This window comes from Paracoccus denitrificans (assembly GCF_900100045.1).
Taxonomy (GTDB): Bacteria; Pseudomonadota; Alphaproteobacteria; order Rhodobacterales; family Rhodobacteraceae; genus Paracoccus; species Paracoccus denitrificans.
The window spans coordinates 1-17,636 of the sequence record NZ_FNEA01000043.1 but is presented as its reverse complement, the minus strand read 5'-3'; the positions used below and the strand labels follow the sequence as shown (position 1 = coordinate 17,636).

The 17,636-nt window shown below is 64.0% G+C and carries 25 protein-coding genes; 14 read left to right on the top strand and 11 right to left on the bottom strand.

What is annotated here, in order from left to right; translation table 11 throughout:
* Positions 1 to 286: 286 nt before the first annotated feature.
* The gene (locus BLT64_RS23515) at positions 287 to 1,123 is read left to right on the top strand and encodes a protein NO VEIN domain-containing protein (RefSeq protein ID WP_011748370.1); all 837 of its coding nucleotides are present in this window, start codon (positions 287 to 289) and stop codon (positions 1,121 to 1,123) included.
* Positions 1,124 to 1,126: 3 nt separating this feature from the next.
* Here BLT64_RS23515 and BLT64_RS23510 read toward each other — a convergent pair whose 3' ends face one another.
* The 3 genes from BLT64_RS23510 to BLT64_RS23500 are packed head-to-tail and all read right to left on the bottom strand — an operon-like array spanning position 1,127 to position 3,287.
* Positions 1,127 to 1,510 carry a hypothetical protein gene (locus BLT64_RS23510; protein ID WP_011748369.1) on the bottom strand — a complete coding sequence of 128 codons (384 nt, stop codon included), beginning with the start codon at positions 1,508 to 1,510 and terminating at the stop codon, positions 1,127 to 1,129.
* Positions 1,507 to 2,832, bottom strand: a complete 1,326-nt coding sequence (locus BLT64_RS23505) for a recombinase family protein (RefSeq protein WP_011748368.1) — start codon at positions 2,830 to 2,832, stop codon at positions 1,507 to 1,509. The genes BLT64_RS23510 and BLT64_RS23505 overlap by 4 nt, the downstream gene beginning before the upstream one ends.
* Entirely contained in the window at positions 2,832 to 3,287 is a 456-nt protein-coding gene (locus tag BLT64_RS23500; RefSeq protein WP_011748367.1) for a DUF2924 domain-containing protein, read from the bottom strand. Before BLT64_RS23500 ends, BLT64_RS23505 begins: the two co-directional genes overlap by 1 nt.
* Before the next feature lie 333 nt (positions 3,288 to 3,620).
* Here BLT64_RS23500 and BLT64_RS23490 point away from each other — a divergent pair, with 333 nt between their 5' ends.
* Entirely contained in the window at positions 3,621 to 5,783 is a 2,163-nt protein-coding gene (locus BLT64_RS23490) for a hypothetical protein (RefSeq protein WP_011748365.1), read from the top strand.
* A gap of 424 nt (positions 5,784 to 6,207) precedes the next feature.
* Positions 6,208 to 6,924: an RNA polymerase sigma factor gene (locus tag BLT64_RS23480; RefSeq protein WP_011748363.1), complete on the top strand. Its 717-nt coding sequence runs from the start codon at positions 6,208 to 6,210 to the stop codon at positions 6,922 to 6,924.
* On the opposite strand, the gene BLT64_RS23475 is transcribed toward BLT64_RS23480, so the two are convergent.
* Together BLT64_RS23475 and BLT64_RS23470 are read right to left on the bottom strand one after the other, a co-directional pair.
* Positions 6,912 to 7,346 (bottom strand): type II toxin-antitoxin system VapC family toxin, encoded by a 435-nt coding sequence (locus tag BLT64_RS23475; RefSeq protein WP_011748362.1) that lies wholly within the window; start codon positions 7,344 to 7,346, stop codon positions 6,912 to 6,914. The genes BLT64_RS23480 and BLT64_RS23475 overlap by 13 nt on opposite strands.
* A complete protein-coding gene (locus BLT64_RS23470; protein WP_011748361.1) occupies positions 7,343 to 7,582 on the bottom strand; it encodes a FitA-like ribbon-helix-helix domain-containing protein in 240 nt (79 codons plus the stop codon). The genes BLT64_RS23475 and BLT64_RS23470 overlap by 4 nt, the downstream gene beginning before the upstream one ends.
* Positions 7,583 to 7,705: 123 nt before the next feature.
* Here BLT64_RS23470 and BLT64_RS23465 point away from each other — a divergent pair, with 123 nt between their 5' ends.
* Entirely contained in the window at positions 7,706 to 7,906 is a 201-nt protein-coding gene (locus BLT64_RS23465) for a hypothetical protein (protein WP_011748360.1), read from the top strand.
* Here BLT64_RS23465 and BLT64_RS27520 read toward each other — a convergent pair.
* Complete coding sequence (locus tag BLT64_RS27520) at positions 7,858 to 8,496, bottom strand: hypothetical protein (protein WP_049792327.1); 639 nt, start codon at positions 8,494 to 8,496, stop codon at positions 7,858 to 7,860. The genes BLT64_RS23465 and BLT64_RS27520 overlap by 49 nt on opposite strands.
* 430 nt (positions 8,497 to 8,926) lie before the next feature.
* Here BLT64_RS27520 and BLT64_RS27515 point away from each other — a divergent pair, with 430 nt between their 5' ends.
* The 6 genes from BLT64_RS27515 to BLT64_RS23430 all read left to right on the top strand — a co-directional run bounded on the left by BLT64_RS27515 (position 8,927) and on the right by BLT64_RS23430 (position 12,617).
* The gene (locus BLT64_RS27515; RefSeq protein ID WP_049792326.1) at positions 8,927 to 9,508 is read left to right on the top strand and encodes a hypothetical protein; all 582 of its coding nucleotides are present in this window, start codon (positions 8,927 to 8,929) and stop codon (positions 9,506 to 9,508) included.
* A 320-nt stretch (positions 9,509 to 9,828) separates the two neighbouring features.
* On the top strand, positions 9,829 to 10,053 hold the full coding sequence (locus BLT64_RS23450; protein WP_232290453.1) for a hypothetical protein: 225 nt from the start codon (positions 9,829 to 9,831) through the stop codon (positions 10,051 to 10,053).
* Positions 10,046 to 10,423 carry a DUF6362 family protein gene (locus BLT64_RS23445; protein ID WP_011748357.1) on the top strand — a complete coding sequence of 126 codons (378 nt, stop codon included), beginning with the start codon at positions 10,046 to 10,048 and terminating at the stop codon, positions 10,421 to 10,423. The genes BLT64_RS23450 and BLT64_RS23445 overlap by 8 nt, the downstream gene beginning before the upstream one ends.
* 87 nt (positions 10,424 to 10,510) lie before the next feature.
* Entirely contained in the window at positions 10,511 to 10,906 is a 396-nt protein-coding gene (locus tag BLT64_RS23440) for an HNH endonuclease (protein WP_011748356.1), read from the top strand.
* A gap of 128 nt (positions 10,907 to 11,034) precedes the next feature.
* Positions 11,035 to 12,396: a site-specific DNA-methyltransferase gene (locus BLT64_RS23435; protein WP_049792366.1), complete on the top strand. Its 1,362-nt coding sequence runs from the start codon at positions 11,035 to 11,037 to the stop codon at positions 12,394 to 12,396.
* The gene (locus BLT64_RS23430) at positions 12,393 to 12,617 is read left to right on the top strand and encodes a DUF7220 family protein (RefSeq protein ID WP_011748354.1); all 225 of its coding nucleotides are present in this window, start codon (positions 12,393 to 12,395) and stop codon (positions 12,615 to 12,617) included. The genes BLT64_RS23435 and BLT64_RS23430 overlap by 4 nt, the downstream gene beginning before the upstream one ends.
* 12 nt (positions 12,618 to 12,629) lie before the next feature.
* Here BLT64_RS23430 and BLT64_RS27030 read toward each other — a convergent pair whose 3' ends face one another.
* From BLT64_RS27030 to BLT64_RS23420, 3 genes are all read right to left on the bottom strand, one after another.
* Positions 12,630 to 12,788 carry a hypothetical protein gene (locus tag BLT64_RS27030; RefSeq protein WP_157137435.1) on the bottom strand — a complete coding sequence of 53 codons (159 nt, stop codon included), beginning with the start codon at positions 12,786 to 12,788 and terminating at the stop codon, positions 12,630 to 12,632.
* Between the two features lie 98 nt (positions 12,789 to 12,886).
* On the bottom strand, positions 12,887 to 13,192 hold the full coding sequence (locus BLT64_RS23425; RefSeq protein WP_011748353.1) for a DUF982 domain-containing protein: 306 nt from the start codon (positions 13,190 to 13,192) through the stop codon (positions 12,887 to 12,889).
* Between the two features lie 79 nt (positions 13,193 to 13,271).
* Positions 13,272 to 13,478 (bottom strand): cold-shock protein, encoded by a 207-nt coding sequence (locus BLT64_RS23420; RefSeq protein WP_011748352.1) that lies wholly within the window; start codon positions 13,476 to 13,478, stop codon positions 13,272 to 13,274.
* A 206-nt stretch (positions 13,479 to 13,684) separates the two neighbouring features.
* Here BLT64_RS23420 and BLT64_RS23415 point away from each other — a divergent pair, with 206 nt between their 5' ends.
* Together BLT64_RS23415 and BLT64_RS23410 are read left to right on the top strand one after the other, a co-directional pair.
* A complete protein-coding gene (locus BLT64_RS23415; protein WP_011748351.1) occupies positions 13,685 to 14,155 on the top strand; it encodes a phage terminase small subunit P27 family in 471 nt (156 codons plus the stop codon).
* Positions 14,139 to 14,630: a terminase large subunit domain-containing protein gene (locus BLT64_RS23410; RefSeq protein ID WP_011748350.1), complete on the top strand. Its 492-nt coding sequence runs from the start codon at positions 14,139 to 14,141 to the stop codon at positions 14,628 to 14,630. The genes BLT64_RS23415 and BLT64_RS23410 overlap by 17 nt, the downstream gene beginning before the upstream one ends.
* A gap of 175 nt (positions 14,631 to 14,805) precedes the next feature.
* On the opposite strand, the gene BLT64_RS23400 is transcribed toward BLT64_RS23410, so the two are convergent.
* Positions 14,806 to 15,270, bottom strand: a complete 465-nt coding sequence (locus BLT64_RS23400; protein ID WP_011748349.1) for a very short patch repair endonuclease — start codon at positions 15,268 to 15,270, stop codon at positions 14,806 to 14,808.
* Between the two features lie 67 nt (positions 15,271 to 15,337).
* Between BLT64_RS23400 and BLT64_RS23395 the strand changes: the two genes are divergently transcribed.
* Positions 15,338 to 16,873, top strand: coding sequence for a DNA cytosine methyltransferase (locus BLT64_RS23395; RefSeq protein WP_011748348.1), 1,536 nt, complete (start codon positions 15,338 to 15,340; stop codon positions 16,871 to 16,873).
* Here BLT64_RS23395 and BLT64_RS23390 read toward each other — a convergent pair.
* Positions 16,856 to 17,263 (bottom strand): HNH endonuclease, encoded by a 408-nt coding sequence (locus BLT64_RS23390; protein ID WP_232290452.1) that lies wholly within the window; start codon positions 17,261 to 17,263, stop codon positions 16,856 to 16,858. The two genes, BLT64_RS23395 and BLT64_RS23390, sit on opposite strands and share 18 nt — an antisense overlap.
* Positions 17,264 to 17,413: 150 nt before the next feature.
* Here BLT64_RS23390 and BLT64_RS23385 point away from each other — a divergent pair.
* On the top strand, positions 17,414 to 17,636 hold a 223-nt coding region (locus BLT64_RS23385), incomplete at its 3' end, for a transposase (RefSeq protein ID WP_139171654.1).

Sequence of the window (17,636 nt, the reverse complement as noted above, 5' to 3'; positions counted from 1 at the left end):
ATGGGTCTCCGAATGGCCTGTGTCTCTCTTCGAGCGCCCCTCGACGGTCACGGGACGGCGTAAGACACCCTCGTATTTCCAATGGGTTGCCGCGTTCAGGGGTTCGCCCCGTTCGCGAGATAATCCGGTGACGAAGACCGACACGAAGGCGCAGGGCGGCCAGAAGGACGGCTCCGTGGCGGCCGATCACGAGGCCGTCGCACCGGCACGTGCGCCAGCGACAGAAGCGAAAACCCTGCCGGAAGGCTCTGATGACAAACACACTTCGTGCCCATAGCCTGGCGCAATGTCGAACGGGCCTTGGACGGATGAAGAGAATGACCTGATCGTCGCGGATTACTTCGCGATGCTGGCCGACGACATCTCTGCGCGCCGCTACAGCAAGGCCGAGCACCGCCGCGCGCTGCTGCCGCTGCTGAACGACCGGTCCGAGGGGTCCGTCGAGTTCAAGCACCAGAACATCAGCGCGGTGCTGAAGGGGCTCGGCGAGGACTGGATCCCCGGCTACAAGCCCGCGTTCAACTTCCAGATGACCTTGGTGGATGCCGTGGCGCGGTGGCTGGCGCTGAACTCGGCCTGGCTCGGGCGCCAACCTGGGCTGCAACCCGCCGCTGGCCTAGGCGAAGCGGCGCAGATCTGGATCGGGCCGCCGCCGACGCTGTCGAACCAACCGCCTCCGCAGGAACTGGACCAGATGCTGCACATCGCCCGCAAGTTCGACGTGGCGGGCCGGGACGAGCGCAACCGGGCTCTCGGCCGCGCGGGCGAGGAACGTGTGCTGGCGCATGAACGGGCGGCATTGCGGACGGCAGGACGGGACGATCTGGCGCGCAAGGTGCGCTGGGTGTCGGAGGAGGATGGCGACGGGGCGGGCTACGACATCGCGAGCTTCGCCCCGGACGGTCTCCCGCGGCTGATCGAGGTCAAGACGACGAACGGATGGGAGCGCACGCCCTTCCACATCACCCGCAACGAACTGGCCGTGGCCGAGGAGCGCCGGTCGGAATGGCGGCTGTTCCGGCTGTGGAATTTCTCGCGCGATCCGAAGGCGTTCGAGCTGCACCCGCCACTGGACGCGCATGTCTCGCTGACTGCGACGACGTTTCAGGCGAGCTTTCACTGAGGCTCAGTCGAACACCCGCTCCGGCTGTTCGTGCCACGGCAGGGCCGCGACATCGGTCAGTTTCAACAGGGTCACGGCGGGCACCTCGCGCTTGTAGACCAAGCGCTTGAGGACCCCCGGCGCGAGATAGGCGAGCCGCAGCTGTCGGCTGACATGGCGTTCGGCAAGCCCCACGGCTTTTGCCAGATCGGTAACCGTATTGAATTCACCAGCTTCCATGCGCCGCCGCCAGCCCCACGCCCGGCCGATGGCGCGCAGGATGTGCGGATCCTGTGTCCGGTCTTCGCTGGGCAGATAGGTGGAGGGCGGCATGATCTTCGGCCGCCCGTTCTGCTTGCGAACCTTGAGCGGCACGAAGACCTGGAGGGACTCGTCGGGGTTCATCATTCCGCCGCCACCTTCTTTCGTGGGGCCATCATGTCGCGCATGACGCCCGAGACGCCGTCGGTCCGGATATCGATGACCAGCCCCTCGGACGTCACGGTGACCCGGCGCACCAGCAACTGCACGATCCGGGTCTGCTCTGCAGGGAACAGCTGGCTCCAGACGTCCTCGAACGTCTGCAGCGCAGAGATCACGTCGGCCTCAGCGAAGGAGTGGCCCTCACGCGCCAAGTGGGCGATGACCTGTGCCGTGATCGACGGGGCGCGCATCACCCGCCGCAGCTCGGTCACCACGGCCGCTTCCACGAGGTCGGCAGGAAGACGGCGCGGGATGCCCTCGTCGCTGGGTTCACGATTCTTGATGACGTCCATCGAGACGTAGTACCGGTATCGCCGCGCGCCCTTCTTCGTGCTGCTCGGCGTCATGGCGGCGCCCGTTGCCGTGAAGATCAGGCCCTTGAGCAACGCAGGCGCCTGCGCGCGCGTGTTGTTGGCGCGCTTTCGCGGGTTCTGCCGCAAGATGGCATGGACCTGATCCCACAGTTGCTCGTCGATGATGGCCTGATGCTCGCCGGGATAGGCCTTGCCCTTGTGGACCGCGTCGCCGCGATAGACGCGGTTCACCAGCACCCTGTAGAGATATCCCTTGTCGACCAAGGTCCCCTGTTTGTTGCGGAGCCCCTTGCGGCGCAGTTCGCGGGCCAGCACGGTCGCTGATCCGACATCGACGAACCTCTCGAAGATGCCCCGCACGGTGGCGGCCTCTTCCTCGTTCACCACGAGCTTGCGGTCCTTCACATCGTACCCGAGTGGGACATAGCCGCCCATCCACATGCCCTTCATTCGGGAGGCGCGGACCTTGTCACGGATGCGCTCGGCTGTGACCTCGCGCTCGAACTGCGCGAATGACAGCAGGATGTTCAGCGTCAGCCGCCCCATGGAGGTGGTGGTGTTGAAGGACTGCGTGACCGAGACGAAGGTCACGCCGTTGCGGTCGAAGACCTCGACCAGCTTCGAGAAGTCCATCAGCGAGCGCGACAGGCGGTCGATCTTGTAGACGACCACCACATCGATCAGGCCATCTTCGATGTCGGCCAGAAGCTGCTTGAGGCCGGGCCGTTCCAGCGTGCCGCCCGAGATCCCGCCATCGTCATACTGATCGCGGACCAGAGCCCAGCCTTCGGAGCGTTGGCTGGCGATATACGCCTCGCAGGCCTCCCGCTGGGCGTGCAGGCTGTTGAACTCCTGTTCCAGCCCTTCCTCGGAGGACTTGCGCGTGTAGATGGCGCAGCGTTGGCGGCGGATGGGATTTGCGCGCTGATCCATCAATCATTCCCCCGCTTTCGTTCGCGCAACCCGAAGAAGCGGTAGCCATTCCAGCGCGTCCCGGTGATCGCCCGCGCAATCGCGGACAGGGATTTGTACGGTCGCCCCTGCCACTCGAACCCGTCCCGCAAGACCGTGATCGTGTGCTCGACCCCGTTCCATTCGCGGATCAGCCTCGTGCCGACCACCGGATTGCGAGGATCGGCGATCTGGCTCTTGCGTGTCAGGGTGCCGCTGACCTCGTCGGCCAGCAGGTCTAGCATGCGCCGGGTTTCGCGATCAGGGCCTCCATACGTCAGCTCCTGGATGCGGTAGGCCAACCGGCTCTCAAGGAACGCCCGGCTGTTATTCGGTGCCGATGTGGCAAAGATCGTCTGCCACTCCGACTTCAACTGGGGGACGGACATGGACTTCAGCGCGGCTAGGCGCGCGGGGATGGGATCGGACTTCATCATGCGTTTCTCCGGTGAGTTGGAGTTGCATGACGGCATTGGTCGTCGGGATAGTGTAGGCAACGTTCTCCAGTATTGTCAGATACTTCGCGCCCATCCTGCCCGAGCAACCGAACCAGCCCGAGTGCCAGCAGGCCGCAGAGCTCGGCGCGGCGCTCGGCGGCGGTCATCAGGAAGGGTGACAGAGGGTTGGGACGTTTCATCATCGGTAACTCGCAGGGTTCTCGACGATGAAAAGCCGGTTCAGGAAGCAAATCGGGACAGCGATCGAAGATTCTTTGCGTCGGGGGGCCATGTGAGGTTAGCCTTCACGAAACCTTGATCACGGAGGTACACGTGGTTCGTGCGCCGGCCAAATCCTGTCCCAACCTGTCGCGGCTGTTCGACGATGCCGAGCCCTCGATGATTGCCGCATTCCTGCGAATGCGTGTCTTCGACAAGCTGACATGGTTGGCAGATTACCATTTCGAACCCGATGGCGCCGATGGAGATGTGCCTGCGGCAGCCATGTTGCGCGAACAGCGGAAGGAGAAGCTGTCACCCCTCGAAACCGAGGCAGCTCGTATCGTCAACATGTCGTCAGATCGCGGCCAGTTCGCGCTGGACGGACTTGTCCGCACCAAAATGCCGCCCGACCGGAAACGGCAATTCGATGGGCAGCGCGACTCGCTGGCACGCAGCTTTTGGACCTATCTCAACGAGCCGATGCTGTTCGAGGCTGCAGAGAACACCCTGCATTTGCGGCTCTACCGCCGCTATGACCGCCACTACCAGACGTTCATGGTCGCGCCTGTGCAAGACGGCGTGGCTGATGTCGCCTCATCGGCGCTGGACACCCTGCTGGACGATCTGCGGGATAGACTCGATCGGGGCGACGGATATGAAGTCGACCGGTTCGCCATTCCCCAGGACGGCGATGAGCCCGCCGAGGTCATGTACCTTGTGGTTCACCCGGAAGCTCCTACCAGTGTGCGGGAACTTCACGACGACGGGCAGCGCACGACAATGTATTTCCGCCCACCAGGGGAAATCATGATCGTGCACACCCCGAGTACCGGGCGCGTGCATGTCCGTGCTGGGACCCGAAAGCTTCGCCACGATGCGGCCGAGAGCTTCATCAGGACGGTCCTCGAACAGGAGCCCTCGCAACAACCTGTCGATTTTCAGGCCTACGACATCGCGCGGTTCTTTAACGGGTTCGATCTGGAACTCCCCGAGTTCGACGATGCAAGCATCCTGCGAGCTCGCGTGATCCGCGTGGACATCAGTATCGGAAATCTCGCCAACAGGCTGTCGGTCTCGACGTCCCTGGATGAGGACATCGGCCAGCTGATCAGCGATCAGCCGGGACTCGAGAGGATATTTCGCAATGCTCTCGCGATCCGGTTCGTGGAAATCGCTGTTCAGTACCGGCGGGGGGGCGTGGACGGCGAGCGTACGCTGGACTTCACCCTGACGGATCGAAACACTACGAGCCTGCTGAGCCTGCATGATCCGTTCGAGCGCGTCCTCGGTCACCGCTTGCTCCGCCACTGGGGCATATTGCGTGATGGTCGCGCACCGACGCCCAGAGAGAGCATGGCTGTGCTGCCTGCGTTGCTGGCTTTGTGGAACCTGGGGTCTGACCGCATAAACGGTGCCTGGCTTCACGAGCGGGGGGTAGACGTCAAAACCCTGCTCGATCTCGGGTTCCTGGTCCCCTCAGGTTGGGAGGGTGACGACCTGATCGACGATGAAGACGATTTTGCGGAACATGTGGCAAAGGTCGTGGAGCGTCCTGAGGGACTCGAGCTATACTCGACCGATGGCCAGTCATCGTCGGCCGCGCTGCCGGAGCGCTACCGTGTCTATCGGATCCGAGACGGTTGGGTCGCCAGCCACCTGCGCGAGCAGCTTGGCAAGGCGCTGGACATCGCAGCGATGGAGAACATCCGGCCCGACCTCATCGCGCTCGGCGGTCTCGAAATCGACGGAAGTGACGTGCCGCTCTATCTCGCCCGCAGACTCGAGGACGAGCGGGTCCGCGCCGCCATCGATACCGAGCTTCGCGCGCGGGACAAGCAGGGGATCGGGCTCGTCCTGCAGGCGGGGGACGCCGCCGGCTCCTGCGTGGCAGCAAATGTGCTCGCGAGACTTGCCGACCATATCCTGCTGGAGGCAACCGAAATTGCCGTAGACATGACGAGCCTCATATCGGCGTTTCGTCGGAACCGATCTCTGGCCCAAGGTGGCGCTGCCGTGGAGTTTCACAAGTCGGGCAACGGCGCCGGTGTGCTGAGTGTCCCCGGAAAAGGCACTATCGATATCGTCGGTGCCCAGCGTGTGATGGTCATCGATCGTCTGGTGCAGGCGTATCCGACACCCATGAAAACAGACGACATGGTTGCTGGCATTGGCAACCAATCACTCGGCAACATCTTTGGTCAGTCCTTGTGGAGCAAGCTGAAGGCCGACTTCCTGCGCTCGCCCAAACGCGGCTTGTGGGAAATCGCGACCTGACCGCCAACTCCGTTCCAACTCCGTTCGGGGGGTCTGACTAACTCCGATTCTCTGCTTCATTTGAGGTGCTCCATCAACGAAGGAGCATTCCAAATGCCGAGCCAAATCTCCCACCTCCCGGCAGTGCGCCGCACCCTGGACCGTACGCCCCGCAGGTCCGGAAATGACTGGCGTTGCTGCCGCTGCGGCGCACTGCTTGGCATCCACCGTGACGGGCTGATGCATGTGAGCTTCGCGCGCGGTCACGAATATCTGTTCAGCTTCCCGGCGACGGCGACCTGCCGCCGCTGCGGCACCCTGAACCAAGCCACTGGTGCGGCGCGCTAAGCCGCGCCGTTCCACCCGATTTCCCGATCATCAGAGGCGCATGACGCCCTGAGGCCCGAGAGAGGCGCTGGACGCCCGGCCGGAAGGCTGGCGTCCCGTGTCTTTCTCCTGGTCCGCGATCCGCGAGGATCTCGCCCGTTCATCTGCAACCCTGCAATCCCGATGCGATTATCGTGCCGTCCGGTCGGCCGAACCGGCGCTTCGGCCTTACGCCGATATTGTCGCGCTGCTCGGCGCCCTACATCATGGGCATCTCGATTTCGATGGGCGAAACGCCATTCTCGCCGCCCTCGTGCGCAGGTCACAAGGCCGCGATCGTCCCGCGGGATTGGCCCTGCACGTCATGCTGCTTTCCCTGTGGCCGGGGCTCGATGCGATCCGCAACCGCTGCCTGCGTCGTCGTGTCGGCACTGCTGACGAGATCAGCTCCGACCTGCTGGCCCTCAGCACGGAAATCATCCGGACCCTTGATCTCGGTCGCGTCACCAATATCGCCGCCACCGTGCTAATGAACACCGAACGCGATCTGTTGCGCGCCCATCGACGCGAGATCGACCGCCAGCAATCTTGCGCGGAGGTAGAACCCGACTGGATTGCCGCGCCGCCGTCATGGGCGGAACGGGCCCGGATGCGGGCGGAATTGCGGGCTGATCTGTCGGCGGTAATCGGGTCAGATGCCGATCTGGTCCTTGGCGTCGCGGTGGACGGCTTGAATCAGATCGAGATGGCAAGCGCGCTCGGCCTGTCCGATGGGGCGGCGCGGAAACGTTATCAACGCGCCGCCGCGCGCCTGCGAGGCCATTACCGGCCTTGAGCCGCCTCGTGCCACGGATCCACCACCTCTACGCCCATGGCGGCGAAGGGCGCGGTGTCGCGGCTGGCGACGGGATAGCCCTGTGCCGCGGCAATGGCAGCAATCGCGCCATCGGCAAAACTCACGGCCTGTCCCTGCCGGCGCGCCGTTGCCATCAATACTCCGAAGGCACTGGCAGCGGCCTCGTCGAACGACAGGATACGTGCCGGAAATACCTCGGCCAGCATCTGCTCGAGCCGCGCGTCAAGATCGTCCCGACGACGCCCAGCGTCCAGGCATGCAATGCCGAACCGCAACTCGGCCAGGCTGATGGTGGTCAGGTGCAGGGTGGTCAGCTCTTGCCGGTTGAGCCAGTCGATCACCCGCGGCTCTGGCGCCGGCTTCATCGTCTCCGAGACGACATTGGTGTCGAGGATGATCATTCGAAACCGGCCGGCTTCGCGGGCGTCCGGTCGCGTTCGACCGAAAGGTCGTCCGTCTCGGCGCCGGACCAGATACTGCGCATCAGATCACCCGCGCGCGGGCGCGACTGCGGCAGCACCGCGCGGGCAATGATCTCGCGCAACTCGGCCTCGGCGCTGCGACCATGGGCAGCCGCCTGCGCCTTCAGCGCGCGATGCACCTCTTCCGGGATCTGGCGTACGACGATCTGGGCCATGATGAAGCTCGCTAGATATCAATTTTAATTATAGATATCACATTTGATCGCGGCTTCAATGTCCCGATCGGTCTTCGGGATTGGCTTTTGAACAGGTGAAGCCCCTGTTCACGAGCCCGATCGATGACCCTGCCGCCCATTCCGCCGCCTGATCTCCTGAAGCGCCTTCCCGGCTATTATCGCCGCTGGGAGCTGACCGAGCTGGTGATGCCAGACCGGTATTACTTCTTCGAAGCAGCCGGCCAGCATGAGGATGGCGAGGACCTCTTCGCGGTCTATATCCAGCCCGCCGATCTGGAGCCCAGCGAAGGGCGGCTACAATGAGCGTGCCGGCGGTCGATCCGGCGCAGATCGCGCTGTTTCTCGATGTCGTCTACTCTTGGTGTGACGGTCTGATCCCGCTGCGCGGCCTGCCGGAAAAGGGTGTTGTGCCTCCGCCGCCGAGTGATCTGCGCTGGTTGCCGGCCGATGGGGGTGCGGCCGCGACCATCGCGGGCTGTGCCGAGGTAGCCGCGCCCATCGGCCGAGCCATCTATGTCATCCCCGGCACGGTGGCGCAGCGTGGCGAAGCCCGCGCCGAGCATGTCGTCCAGATGCAGGCACTGGTCGTCGATCTCGACGAGGGCGATATCGCGGACAAGCGGGCGCATCTGATCTGCCATCTCGGCCCGGCGACGCTGACCGTCGAGAGCGGCGGCGTCACGGAGGCCGGACAGAAGAAGCTGCATCTGTGGTGGAAGCTGACCGAACCGGCCGAGGGCGACGATATCGCCCGTCTTTGCCGCCTGCGCGCCGAGATCGCCCGCAAGATCGGCGGTGACGGCAGCTTCGGCTCGGCCCACCAGCCGGTGCGGGTGCCGGGCACGGTTCATGGCAAGTATGGACTGAGGTCGCAGGTCCGGATCATCGATCATCAGGCGATCGAGGTCGATCTGGCCGAGTTCGAGACTCGGGCGATCGCCATGCCGGCCTTGGCAGAGCCGTCGTCATCGGGCAAGCCCCTCGACTTCAATTCTGATGCAAAACCCTCCGTCGATGCCGTGCTCACCACGCCGGTGCGGGAAGGCGCGGCGGATGACTGGACACGGTTCCAGGGCGCCAGTTCCGCGATCGGCCATTACCTGCGCCAGGCCCATGAGGGGCGCATGACGCTCGATGAGGCCTGGGAGGCGATCTGCAGCTATAACGCCGCGATGCTGCGCCCGCCATGGCCGGAGGAGCGCCTGAAGGCAGAGACACGCCGCTTGTGGCAGCGTCACATCGAGCGCAACGGACCTGCGCAGCCGCCGCGGCAGGAGTCGCATACAGCCCCGCTCGCCTGCTTCAGCCTCGGCCAGCTGCTCGATGATCCTGCACCGCCCGGACGACGACAGCACCGCCCGCCGCCTCGAGATCGAACTTCGCAACGGACCGGCCCTGGAGGCGAAGCTGGTCGACAAGATCGGTGGCGCCTGGGTCGAACTGAACGCCCGCCACGAGCGTCTCGTGCGGCAGGAGGTGGGGGCCCGTCTCGACGCCGAGCGCGATCGCAAGGCCGAGGTGATCCTCGACCTGCTCTACGAGGAGGCTGCGGAAGGCCGGCTCTATACCTCCACCCAGTTCGCCTCGAACTTCGAGAACCGCGCCGGCCTCGGCAGCCAGCACACCATCCAGGACCGGCTCAACGTCCTCGCGACCAAGGGCTTCATCAAGTACCAGCGCAACGGCGCACTCTACGGCCTGCCGCTGGTCCGGTCCCGCTTCGGCTACATGTGCGTCGAAGGCATGCGCTTCGGCCGCGTGGAACAGGTCGATCCCGAGACCGGGGAAATCACGGGCCAGGGGCTCGCAGTCCTTCCGAGCCACTACCGCTGCGCGTCCTCGGGGGCCGCGCTCGAGGTCGAGAACCCCTCCGTCTGGGTCTGGCCGGAGGTCGTGGATGTCTGACAAACGCCATGTCCGACATAAGTCGACAATGTCAGACTTCCGGGATTGTCTGACTGATGGCTTGTTTTTCAATGACTTACGGAAGTCGAAGTCAGACATGTCTGACTTCCTTGTCCGACTTCTTCGGAGGCAGAAAAGCAAGCAATATCAACTCTCTGCCTCGCAGAACAAGTCGAACAATGAATCTCCCCATACTACGTATGGGAGGGCCGGCCTCCGGGCCGGACCCCCCATCCGCGACGTCCGGGCCCGCGGTCCTCCACGTCACCCCTCGTGTCTGCCTCACGCGATCACGACGGCCAGAACGACAGGAGATGACGATGGCCTGCAAGACGATGACGATGATGCGCTTCACGCCGCGCGGTTACGGTGGCACCCGCCGCGCCCCCGATCAGGTCCGGCGGGACGGCTGGCATGAGCTGGGGCTGCTGGCGGTCTCGGTCGACGATCCGCGGCTGAGCTGGCCTGAGCGGGAGATGGTCGTGCAGCTGGGCTGCAAGCTCTACGGCCCCCGCGCCAGCGAGGGAGGGCACGGCGATGGCTGAGCGCCACTGGACCACTGACGATGTGGCGGATCACTTCGAGGAGGCGTTCCGCACCCTGCGCAAGCTGCCGGCGGTGAAGGCACGGGGGCATTTCAGCGGCTGGCCGCAGGTACTGCGCAGCCCCCGCGAGATCGCCGCCATGGAACCGGAGCCGATGCGCGTCTGGCCTTCGGCGGCAGCCATCACCCGGCTCGAGCAGACCTTCGACTGGGTGCTGTGGATCGAGGAGGCCGAGCGGCGGCTGGTCTGGTCCCGCGCGGCACGGGTGCCGTGGAAGCAGATCGCGGGCGAGATGGGCTGCGACCGGACCACCGCCTGGCGGCGCTGGCAGCTGGCGCTCACGAAGATCGCTGCGCGGCTGAATGCGTGAACGAGTCCAAAGTGTTGCAACACTTTTCTGTTCGACACATGCAACAGATCCGTGCTACAAGCAGGGCATGATCGGGAGAAGAGCGCCATGAGCGCCACCGATCGTTCCCACACCCATTCCATCCATTTCGCGAGCCCCATGCCTGTGCGCCCGCCGATCCATCGCCCGGTGGGGCGACGCGACAAGCGTGAACGCGACCGCGATGCTGACCGTAACCGCGACCCCGCGGTCAGGGCGCTCTACAAGTCCGCCCGCTGGCAGCGTGCGCGGCAGATGTTTCTCGCCCGGCACCCGCTCTGCGCGGAATGCCAGCGTCAGGGCCGTGTGAGCGCCGCCAATACCGTCGATCACATCATCCCGCACCGCGGCGACACGGAGCGGTTCTGGGACCCGGACGGTTGGCAGCCGCTCTGTGCCAGCTGTCACAGTCGCAAGACCGCGAGCGAGGATGGCGGCTTCGGCAACGCCCGCCGCCAACCATAAACCACCGCCCCCCGGGGGGAGGGTAAATCTCTGGGGCCTTCCAGCCCCGGACCGGGCGCCAAGCTTTCTGCATCCGCGGCCAAAATGGCGAGGGGGGGGTGAAGGGCAAATCAGAAGGAAGCCACATCGTGACTGATCGCCAGCTGACCGTCGAATACCGCGGCCTCGACTGCCTTGTGCCTTATGCCCGCAACGCGCGCACGCATTCGGACGCACAGGTCGCCGAGATCGCCGGCTCGATCCGCGAGTTCGGCTTCGTGAACCCGGTGCTGATTGCCGAGGACGGAACACTGATCGCTGGCCATGGCCGGGTGCTGGCGGCCCGGCTTCTGGGCCTGCCGACGGTGCCCGCGATCACCTTGACCGGCCTCAGCGACAGCCAGCGCCGGGCGCTGGTGCTGGCCGACAACCGCATCGCGTTGAATGCGGGATGGGACGAAAGCCTGCTGGCGCTGGAACTCGGCGATCTGAAGGAGGCGGGTTTCGATCTCGGCATCATGGGCTTCGAGGATGGGGAACTGGACCGGCTGCTGGCTGGCGCCGTCGATGAGGACAGTTCGTCCCCGCCGCCGGTCACCATTCCCGAACTGCCGCGCAACCCTGCCTCGCGGACGGGTGATCTCTGGATTCTCGGCGAGCACCGGCTGCTCTGCGGGGACAGCACATCCCACGACGATGTCCGCCGGCTGATGAATGGCGAGCGGGCCGTGCTGTTTGCCACCGATCCACCCTATCTGGTGGATTACGACGGCTCGAACCATCCGACCCGCAACAAGGACTGGTCGACCTCCTACGGCACCACCTGGGACGACAGCTCACAGGGGGCCGAACTCTACGACGGCTTCATCGCCGCCGCGTTGGCCGAGGCGATCACCGAGAATGCCGCCTGGTATTGCTGGCACGCCTCGCGCCGTCAGGCGATGCTGGAAGCCTGCTGGGAAAAGGCCGGCGCCTTCGTCCACCAGCAGATCATCTGGGTGAAGGACCGGGGCGTTCTGACCCGGTCGCATTACCTCTGGAAGCACGAACCCTGCCTCATGGGCTGGCGGCGTCCGAACCGCCCGCCGAAAGTGGCCGATCAGACGCTGCCCTCGACCTGGGAGATGCCGAGTTTCGCCAGGGACGAGCGCCCCGACCATCCCACGCCGAAGCCGCTCGACGCCTTCGGCATTCCGATGCGCCAGCACGTCGCGCGCGGCGGGCTCTGCTATGAGCCCTTCTGCGGCTCCGGGTCGCAGATCATGGCCGGCGAGGTCAACGGTCGGCGCGTCTTCGCGATGGAGATCAGCCCGGCCTATGTCGATGTCGCAGTGGAACGCTGGCAGGCCGAGACCGGCAAGGACGCGATCCTCGACGGCGACGGTCGGACCTTCGCCGAGGTGAAGGCCGAGCGGCTTGGTGAACACGCAGGCACGGATGCGGAGGCGGATGGCGACGCTGACGGTGATGCCTCCGCCCGCAAGCGGCGCAGCCGGAGCAAGGCGGCATGAAACAATCCCGTCTCATGTCGCTGGCCGAGTCCGTCGCCAACGTGATCGTCGGCTACGGCGTCGCGGTTGTCACGCAGATCCTGATCTTTCCCATCTTCGGCCTGCACACCACGCTGGCGCAGAACCTGAAGATCGGCGCCGCATTCACGGTCATGTCGATTGCCCGTTCCTTCGCCTTGCGGAGGGTGTTCGAGGCGATCCGGATGCGGCGTGCACAATGAAACACCGCGCGGTCACTCGACTGCGGTCTTCGGTGCCCGCGCCATTCGGCGGTTTTTCAGCACCCGCTCAACCATCGCCTGTGCAGGGCCGTCGCCAACGCCAAGGTCGTGGCAGTTCTGCAGGATCAGAAATGTGAGATCTGCGTCGGTTCGGTCCTCGGAGTTGGGCATCGGCTTTCCTTTCGCGAGCGGGGTTGCTTCACTGCGGTCGTATTATTGTCAGCGCCGCGCAAGGACCGGCCCGCCGATCTGGTGGTCGTTGACGTGGATCACGCGTTAACGCGGTACTCTGGTTGACCTGCGAGGTGCCGCGATACGAAGCCGGCCGATCTGGCCGCCACGATGAAGGCGCGGCGCGCAGTCGCGACCGATGCCATGCAGTCCATGGCAGCTTCCACCTGGTGAAGCGCACGATCACGCGCCTGGTCGGTGACGGGCCATTTCTTTCGCAACCAGTAGCGGACCTGTTCGGCTGTGGAGAAGTTCTGTATCTCGCCCGCAGACGAAACGACAAAGGACAAAGGTTTGCCCCAGTGGATTTCTATCAAAGTCAGTTCTTTCAGGAAGTTCGGCACCGGGGAACGCTATGCACCCGGTGCTGGGTGAAGGAAGGCGCGCCAAGCCGCCGCCCAGCCTTCATGATGGATGTTTCGCTCAGGCGAGAACGAGATTCGTTGCCGAGTCCCGACCGTTACGGTCGCGCTCCAGATCGAATGAAACGGCCTGACCGTCATTCAGCTGGTGGATGCCAGCCCGCTCGACCGCAGAGATGTGGACGAAGATGTCCTTCGAGCCGCTCTCTGGCTGGATGAAGCCGAAACCCTTGGCGGAATTGAACCATTTCACGGTGCCATTGGCCATCGTGATACTCCTTGTCTGTATGTCGTTCGCACAACGCAACGACCCGGCAAAGCTGACGATCGAGAGCTGAGCCGGAAAAGGAGCAGATTCGAAAACAAGTGTTGCTGACTGCATATGGGGTCCGCTCGCGCAATTTGCGAGGGGTCGACGTCGAGTTTCGTATTCTTCGTGCCCGTTGCATTGGAGAAGATGCGGAAGAACCTGCCATGCCCGGTCGCAAGCCACTGCCGACGCAGCTCAAACTGGTCAAGGGCACGGCCCGGTCGCACCGGCTGAACCCGGATGAGCCGCAGCCGGTGGTCGCGACCCCGGACCCGCCCGAGCATCTCGACGAAGCGGCTGCCGCGAAGTTCACCGAGATGGCCGCGCTGCTGGCGCGGCATGGGGTGATGACCGAACTCGATGTCGGCGCGCTGGCCCGTTACGTGGTGATCTGGCGCCGCTGGCTCGAGGCGGAGGCCGAGGTCAAGCGCCGCGGCCCGGTGGTCAAGACCGTGGGCGGGAATATCATCCAGAACCCGTTCCTGGCGGTGGCCAATAAATGCCTCGCGCAGATGGGCCAGATCGAGAGTGAGTTCGGGATGACGCCATCCAGCCGCACCCGGGTGCGCATGGCAGAGCCGTCCAAGACCCGCGACCCGTTCGAGGATTATCTGAACCGTGGCAGCAGCGCGTAAATCTGGTACCGCTCGGAAGGCACCGGCGTGCCCGGTCACCGCCTATGCAAAGGCGGTCACCGGCGGCAAGATCACCGCCGGCCGGCTGGTGAAGCTGGCCTGCGCACGGCATCTGGAGGACCTGAAGACCGGCAAGACCCGCAGTCTCTCCTGGGACCGCGCCGCCGCGCTGCACGCGATCGAGTTTTTCAGCCATCTGCGGCACTCGACCGGGGAATGGGCCGGCCAGCCCTTTGTGCTGCAGCCATGGCAGCAATTCGTGGTCGGATCCGTCTTTGGCTGGAAACGCGCTGATGGGCTCAGGAGGTTCCGCACTGCCTATGTCGAGGTGGCGCGCAAGAATGGCAAATCCGCGCTGCTCGCAGGCATCGCGCTCTACGCGCTGATCGCCGATGGTGAGGCCGGCGCGCATGTCTATGCCGCGGCGACCACCCGCGATCAGGCGCGCATCGTCTTCGGCGACGGGCATTTCTGAGCCGCGCATCGCCACCGTCTGCCCACCGGTTGTCGAGTACAGCCGCGAGTTCCAGGCGCGCGCGGCCGATGAACTCGATCTGCTGCCTGAGGGGTCCGCAATTGTAGAGTTGCTGAGCGACTTTGCCGTCATGCGGGACCAGGCGCGGGCCTGCGAATAGCGCAGCGAGGTCCGCTCAGGATCGGCGTGCGCTGTTGTCGCCGATCTCGATCTGAAGTTCTTCTGTTCGCAGCCAGATCGACAAGCTTTCCGTCGAGGCTTCCACCTGTTCCGGCTTCCTCAATGCGCACTCCCATACCGTCGCCACGCGCCACCCGTCTTCGAGGAGTCTTGTGCGAACGGCGCTGTCTCGAGCGGCGTTCGCTTCGAACTTCGCCCGCCAGAACTCCGGCCGGGTTGCCGGTACGGTCGCGTAGCGGCACCCCTCGTGTCGGTGCCAGAAGCAGCCGTGCACGAAGACCACGGCGCGGTGCTTCGGAAGGGCAAGGTCGGGTCGACCGTGAACCTTGCCGGAATGAAGCCGGAAGCGAAAACCGCGCGAGTGCAATGCCCGCCTGAGAGCCAGCTCGGGCTTGGTGTTCTTTCCCTTGATCCCCGACATCATCCGGGAACGGGTCTGCTGGTCCACGATATCGGTCACATCCGTCCTGGTTTTCGTCCCTGAACCTAGTATACACCGGCTGAATGAAATTCGTCAGGAGCCTGATTTGCCTTCCACTTTCGGCATTGTCGATCTGTTCGCCGGTCCGGGGGGACTTGGCGAAGGGTTCGCTTCCCTCGTCGAGGACGGCCATGCGCCGTTCCGGATCGGCATTTCGGTCGAGAAGGAGGCGTCGGCCCATCGGACCCTGACGCTGCGTGCCTTTCTGCGCGAGTACCGTGCACGTCATGGCGTCTTGCCGAAAGAGTTCATCGATTTCCATGCCGGGCTGGCATCCGAACCAGACTGGTCAGCCGTCGATACCGAAGCGTGGCAGCATGCCATAGACGAAGCCCGCGCGCTCGAGCTCGGCACCGAAGCTGCGGCGACCGCCATAGATGGCGCCATCGCGACGCTGAAAGCAAAGTACGACGACACGATCGTGATCGGCGGCCCGCCCTGTCAGGCCTATTCCCTGGTGGGACGCGTTCGCTCCAGAGGCAAGGTCGGTTACGTCCCGGAGGAGGATGCGCGGCACTACCTCTTTCGCGAGTACATCCGGGTCCTCGACAAGCTTCGCCCGGCCGCCTTCGTTATGGAAAACGTGAAGGGCATGCTTTCGTCCACCGTCGAGAGCCGACTTGTCTTCGAGATGCTGATGGAGGATCTGTCCTCGCTCGGCACGGGTCATGCACATCACTATGAACTTCGTGCCGTCCGGGTCGAGGATGGCAAGGCCAGCCTGCAGGAGGCGGCACAGCCTTCGGATTTCATCGTGCGCGCCGAGGCGTTTGGAGTTCCGCAGCGTCGCCACAGGGTGATCATCGTCGGCATCCGTTCGGACCTCGCAGGACGGGCCGCCGATGCGGAGATCGCTGTATCCGGGATGGCGCGGACCGTCCGCGATGTCATCGAAACGATGCCCGCCTTGCGAAGCGGTATCAGCCGCGGGCGCGACGACGCGGCTGCCTGGCGAGAAGAAGTCCTCGACGCCGCGAAGCTGCTGGCCGGCATCTCCAAGGGGAAGGAGAAACGTGCGATCCGTGAAGCGTTCCTGACCGTTTCGGAGCGCGTGAAGGAAAACCCGCCTATCGTTCGGGCTGCTTCACGGTTGCCAGACGGCTACGGCACTTCGAACGATGAGTTGCTGCAGTGGATCGAGCGACCGGAACTTCGCGCGATCGCCCAGCACGAGACGCGCGGGCACATGGCATCGGATCTGGGTCGCTACCTGTTTGCTGCCGTGTTCGGGACCGTCCGTGGCTACAGCCCGAAGGCCGCCGATTTTCCTCTGGTGCTCAGCCCCGATCACCGCAACTGGCACAGCGGTGTGTTCAATGACCGCTTCCGGGTTCAGCTGGCGGACGAGGCATCGACCACGGTCACGAGCCACATCTCGAAGGATGGCCACTACTTCATTCACCCCGATCCCATCCAGTGCCGGAGCCTGACGGTTCGCGAGGCCGCTCGTCTGCAGACCTTTCCCGACGATTACCTGTTTCTTGGCAACCGCACGCAGCAGTATGTCCAGGTCGGAAACGCCGTGCCGCCGTTTCTTGCGAGGCAGATTTCGAGATTGCTCCTTTCAGCTTTGGGCTCTTGATCCGTTGGCGCCGATCAGCGCGGCCTTAGCATCGTCAATTGACCACCAAGGTCGTCGAGCATGTATCATCCGGTGGCAGTTGGAACAGACCAAGGCAAGGTCCTTCAGGTTCGTCTTGCCGTGTTCACCGAGCGATGAAATTGGCAGGGTGTGGTGGCATTCGATAAATTCCCGGCCCCTCTCTCCGTAGGTTTGCAAGAAATCGAAACCACAGACCTCACAGGCAAGACAGCCATGCTGTCTCAGCGCGACGGCTTTCTTTTTCTTCACGAGTGTACTGTTTCGTTCTCGGGAAACATGAACTCGGGTCATTATTCGACCTTCTGACGCTTCGATTTCGGGTTCATCGAAAGCCAGGATCTCCGCATCACTGTCGCCGATTAACTCCAATATCCCATTCGCAACCCGCGCCACCTCGTCCGGACGTCCGGAAAATTCCTCCCAAAGCTCAACTTCAAGCCTGTTGCCATTGGTTAGGGTCAGGATGCATTGATTTTCAGTGTGCTACGTGATTCACGGCTCGGAAAACGGAGCGGTGACATGAGCGACCTGTACTGGCTGACCGACGAGCAGATGGCCAAGCTTGCCCCTTTCTTCCCGAAGTCGCACGGCAAGCCACGCGTCGATGACAAGCGTGTTCTAAGCGGGATTATCTTCATCAATCGCAATGGTTTGCGCTGGCGAGATGCCCCCAGGGAGTATGGGCCGCACAAGACGCTCTACAGCCGGTGGAAGCGTTGGAGCGAGAAAGGCATTTTCGCCA

Excerpts from the sequence above, each read along its gene's own strand:
- BLT64_RS23515 (WP_011748370.1), top strand. The coding sequence starts at position 287 with ATGTCGAACGGGCCTTGGACGGATGAAGAGAATGACCTGATCGTCGCG.
- BLT64_RS23510 (WP_011748369.1), bottom strand. The coding sequence starts at position 1,510 with ATGATGAACCCCGACGAGTCCCTCCAGGTCTTCGTGCCGCTCAAGGTT.
- BLT64_RS23505 (WP_011748368.1), bottom strand. The coding sequence starts at position 2,832 with ATGGATCAGCGCGCAAATCCCATCCGCCGCCAACGCTGCGCCATCTAC.
- BLT64_RS23500 (WP_011748367.1), bottom strand. The coding sequence starts at position 3,287 with ATGATGAAGTCCGATCCCATCCCCGCGCGCCTAGCCGCGCTGAAGTCC.
- BLT64_RS23475 (WP_011748362.1), bottom strand. The coding sequence starts at position 7,346 with ATGATCATCCTCGACACCAATGTCGTCTCGGAGACGATGAAGCCGGCG.
- BLT64_RS23470 (WP_011748361.1), bottom strand. The coding sequence starts at position 7,582 with ATGGCCCAGATCGTCGTACGCCAGATCCCGGAAGAGGTGCATCGCGCG.
- BLT64_RS23465 (WP_011748360.1), top strand. The coding sequence starts at position 7,706 with ATGACCCTGCCGCCCATTCCGCCGCCTGATCTCCTGAAGCGCCTTCCC.
- BLT64_RS27520 (WP_049792327.1), bottom strand. The coding sequence starts at position 8,496 with ATGATCGATGATCCGGACCTGCGACCTCAGTCCATACTTGCCATGAAC.
- BLT64_RS27515 (WP_049792326.1), top strand. The coding sequence starts at position 8,927 with ATGATCCTGCACCGCCCGGACGACGACAGCACCGCCCGCCGCCTCGAG.
- BLT64_RS23450 (WP_232290453.1), top strand. The coding sequence starts at position 9,829 with ATGGCCTGCAAGACGATGACGATGATGCGCTTCACGCCGCGCGGTTAC.
- BLT64_RS23445 (WP_011748357.1), top strand. The coding sequence starts at position 10,046 with ATGGCTGAGCGCCACTGGACCACTGACGATGTGGCGGATCACTTCGAG.
- BLT64_RS23440 (WP_011748356.1), top strand. The coding sequence starts at position 10,511 with ATGAGCGCCACCGATCGTTCCCACACCCATTCCATCCATTTCGCGAGC.
- BLT64_RS23430 (WP_011748354.1), top strand. The coding sequence starts at position 12,393 with ATGAAACAATCCCGTCTCATGTCGCTGGCCGAGTCCGTCGCCAACGTG.
- BLT64_RS27030 (WP_157137435.1), bottom strand. The coding sequence starts at position 12,788 with ATGCCCAACTCCGAGGACCGAACCGACGCAGATCTCACATTTCTGATC.
- BLT64_RS23420 (WP_011748352.1), bottom strand. The coding sequence starts at position 13,478 with ATGGCCAATGGCACCGTGAAATGGTTCAATTCCGCCAAGGGTTTCGGC.
- BLT64_RS23415 (WP_011748351.1), top strand. The coding sequence starts at position 13,685 with ATGCCCGGTCGCAAGCCACTGCCGACGCAGCTCAAACTGGTCAAGGGC.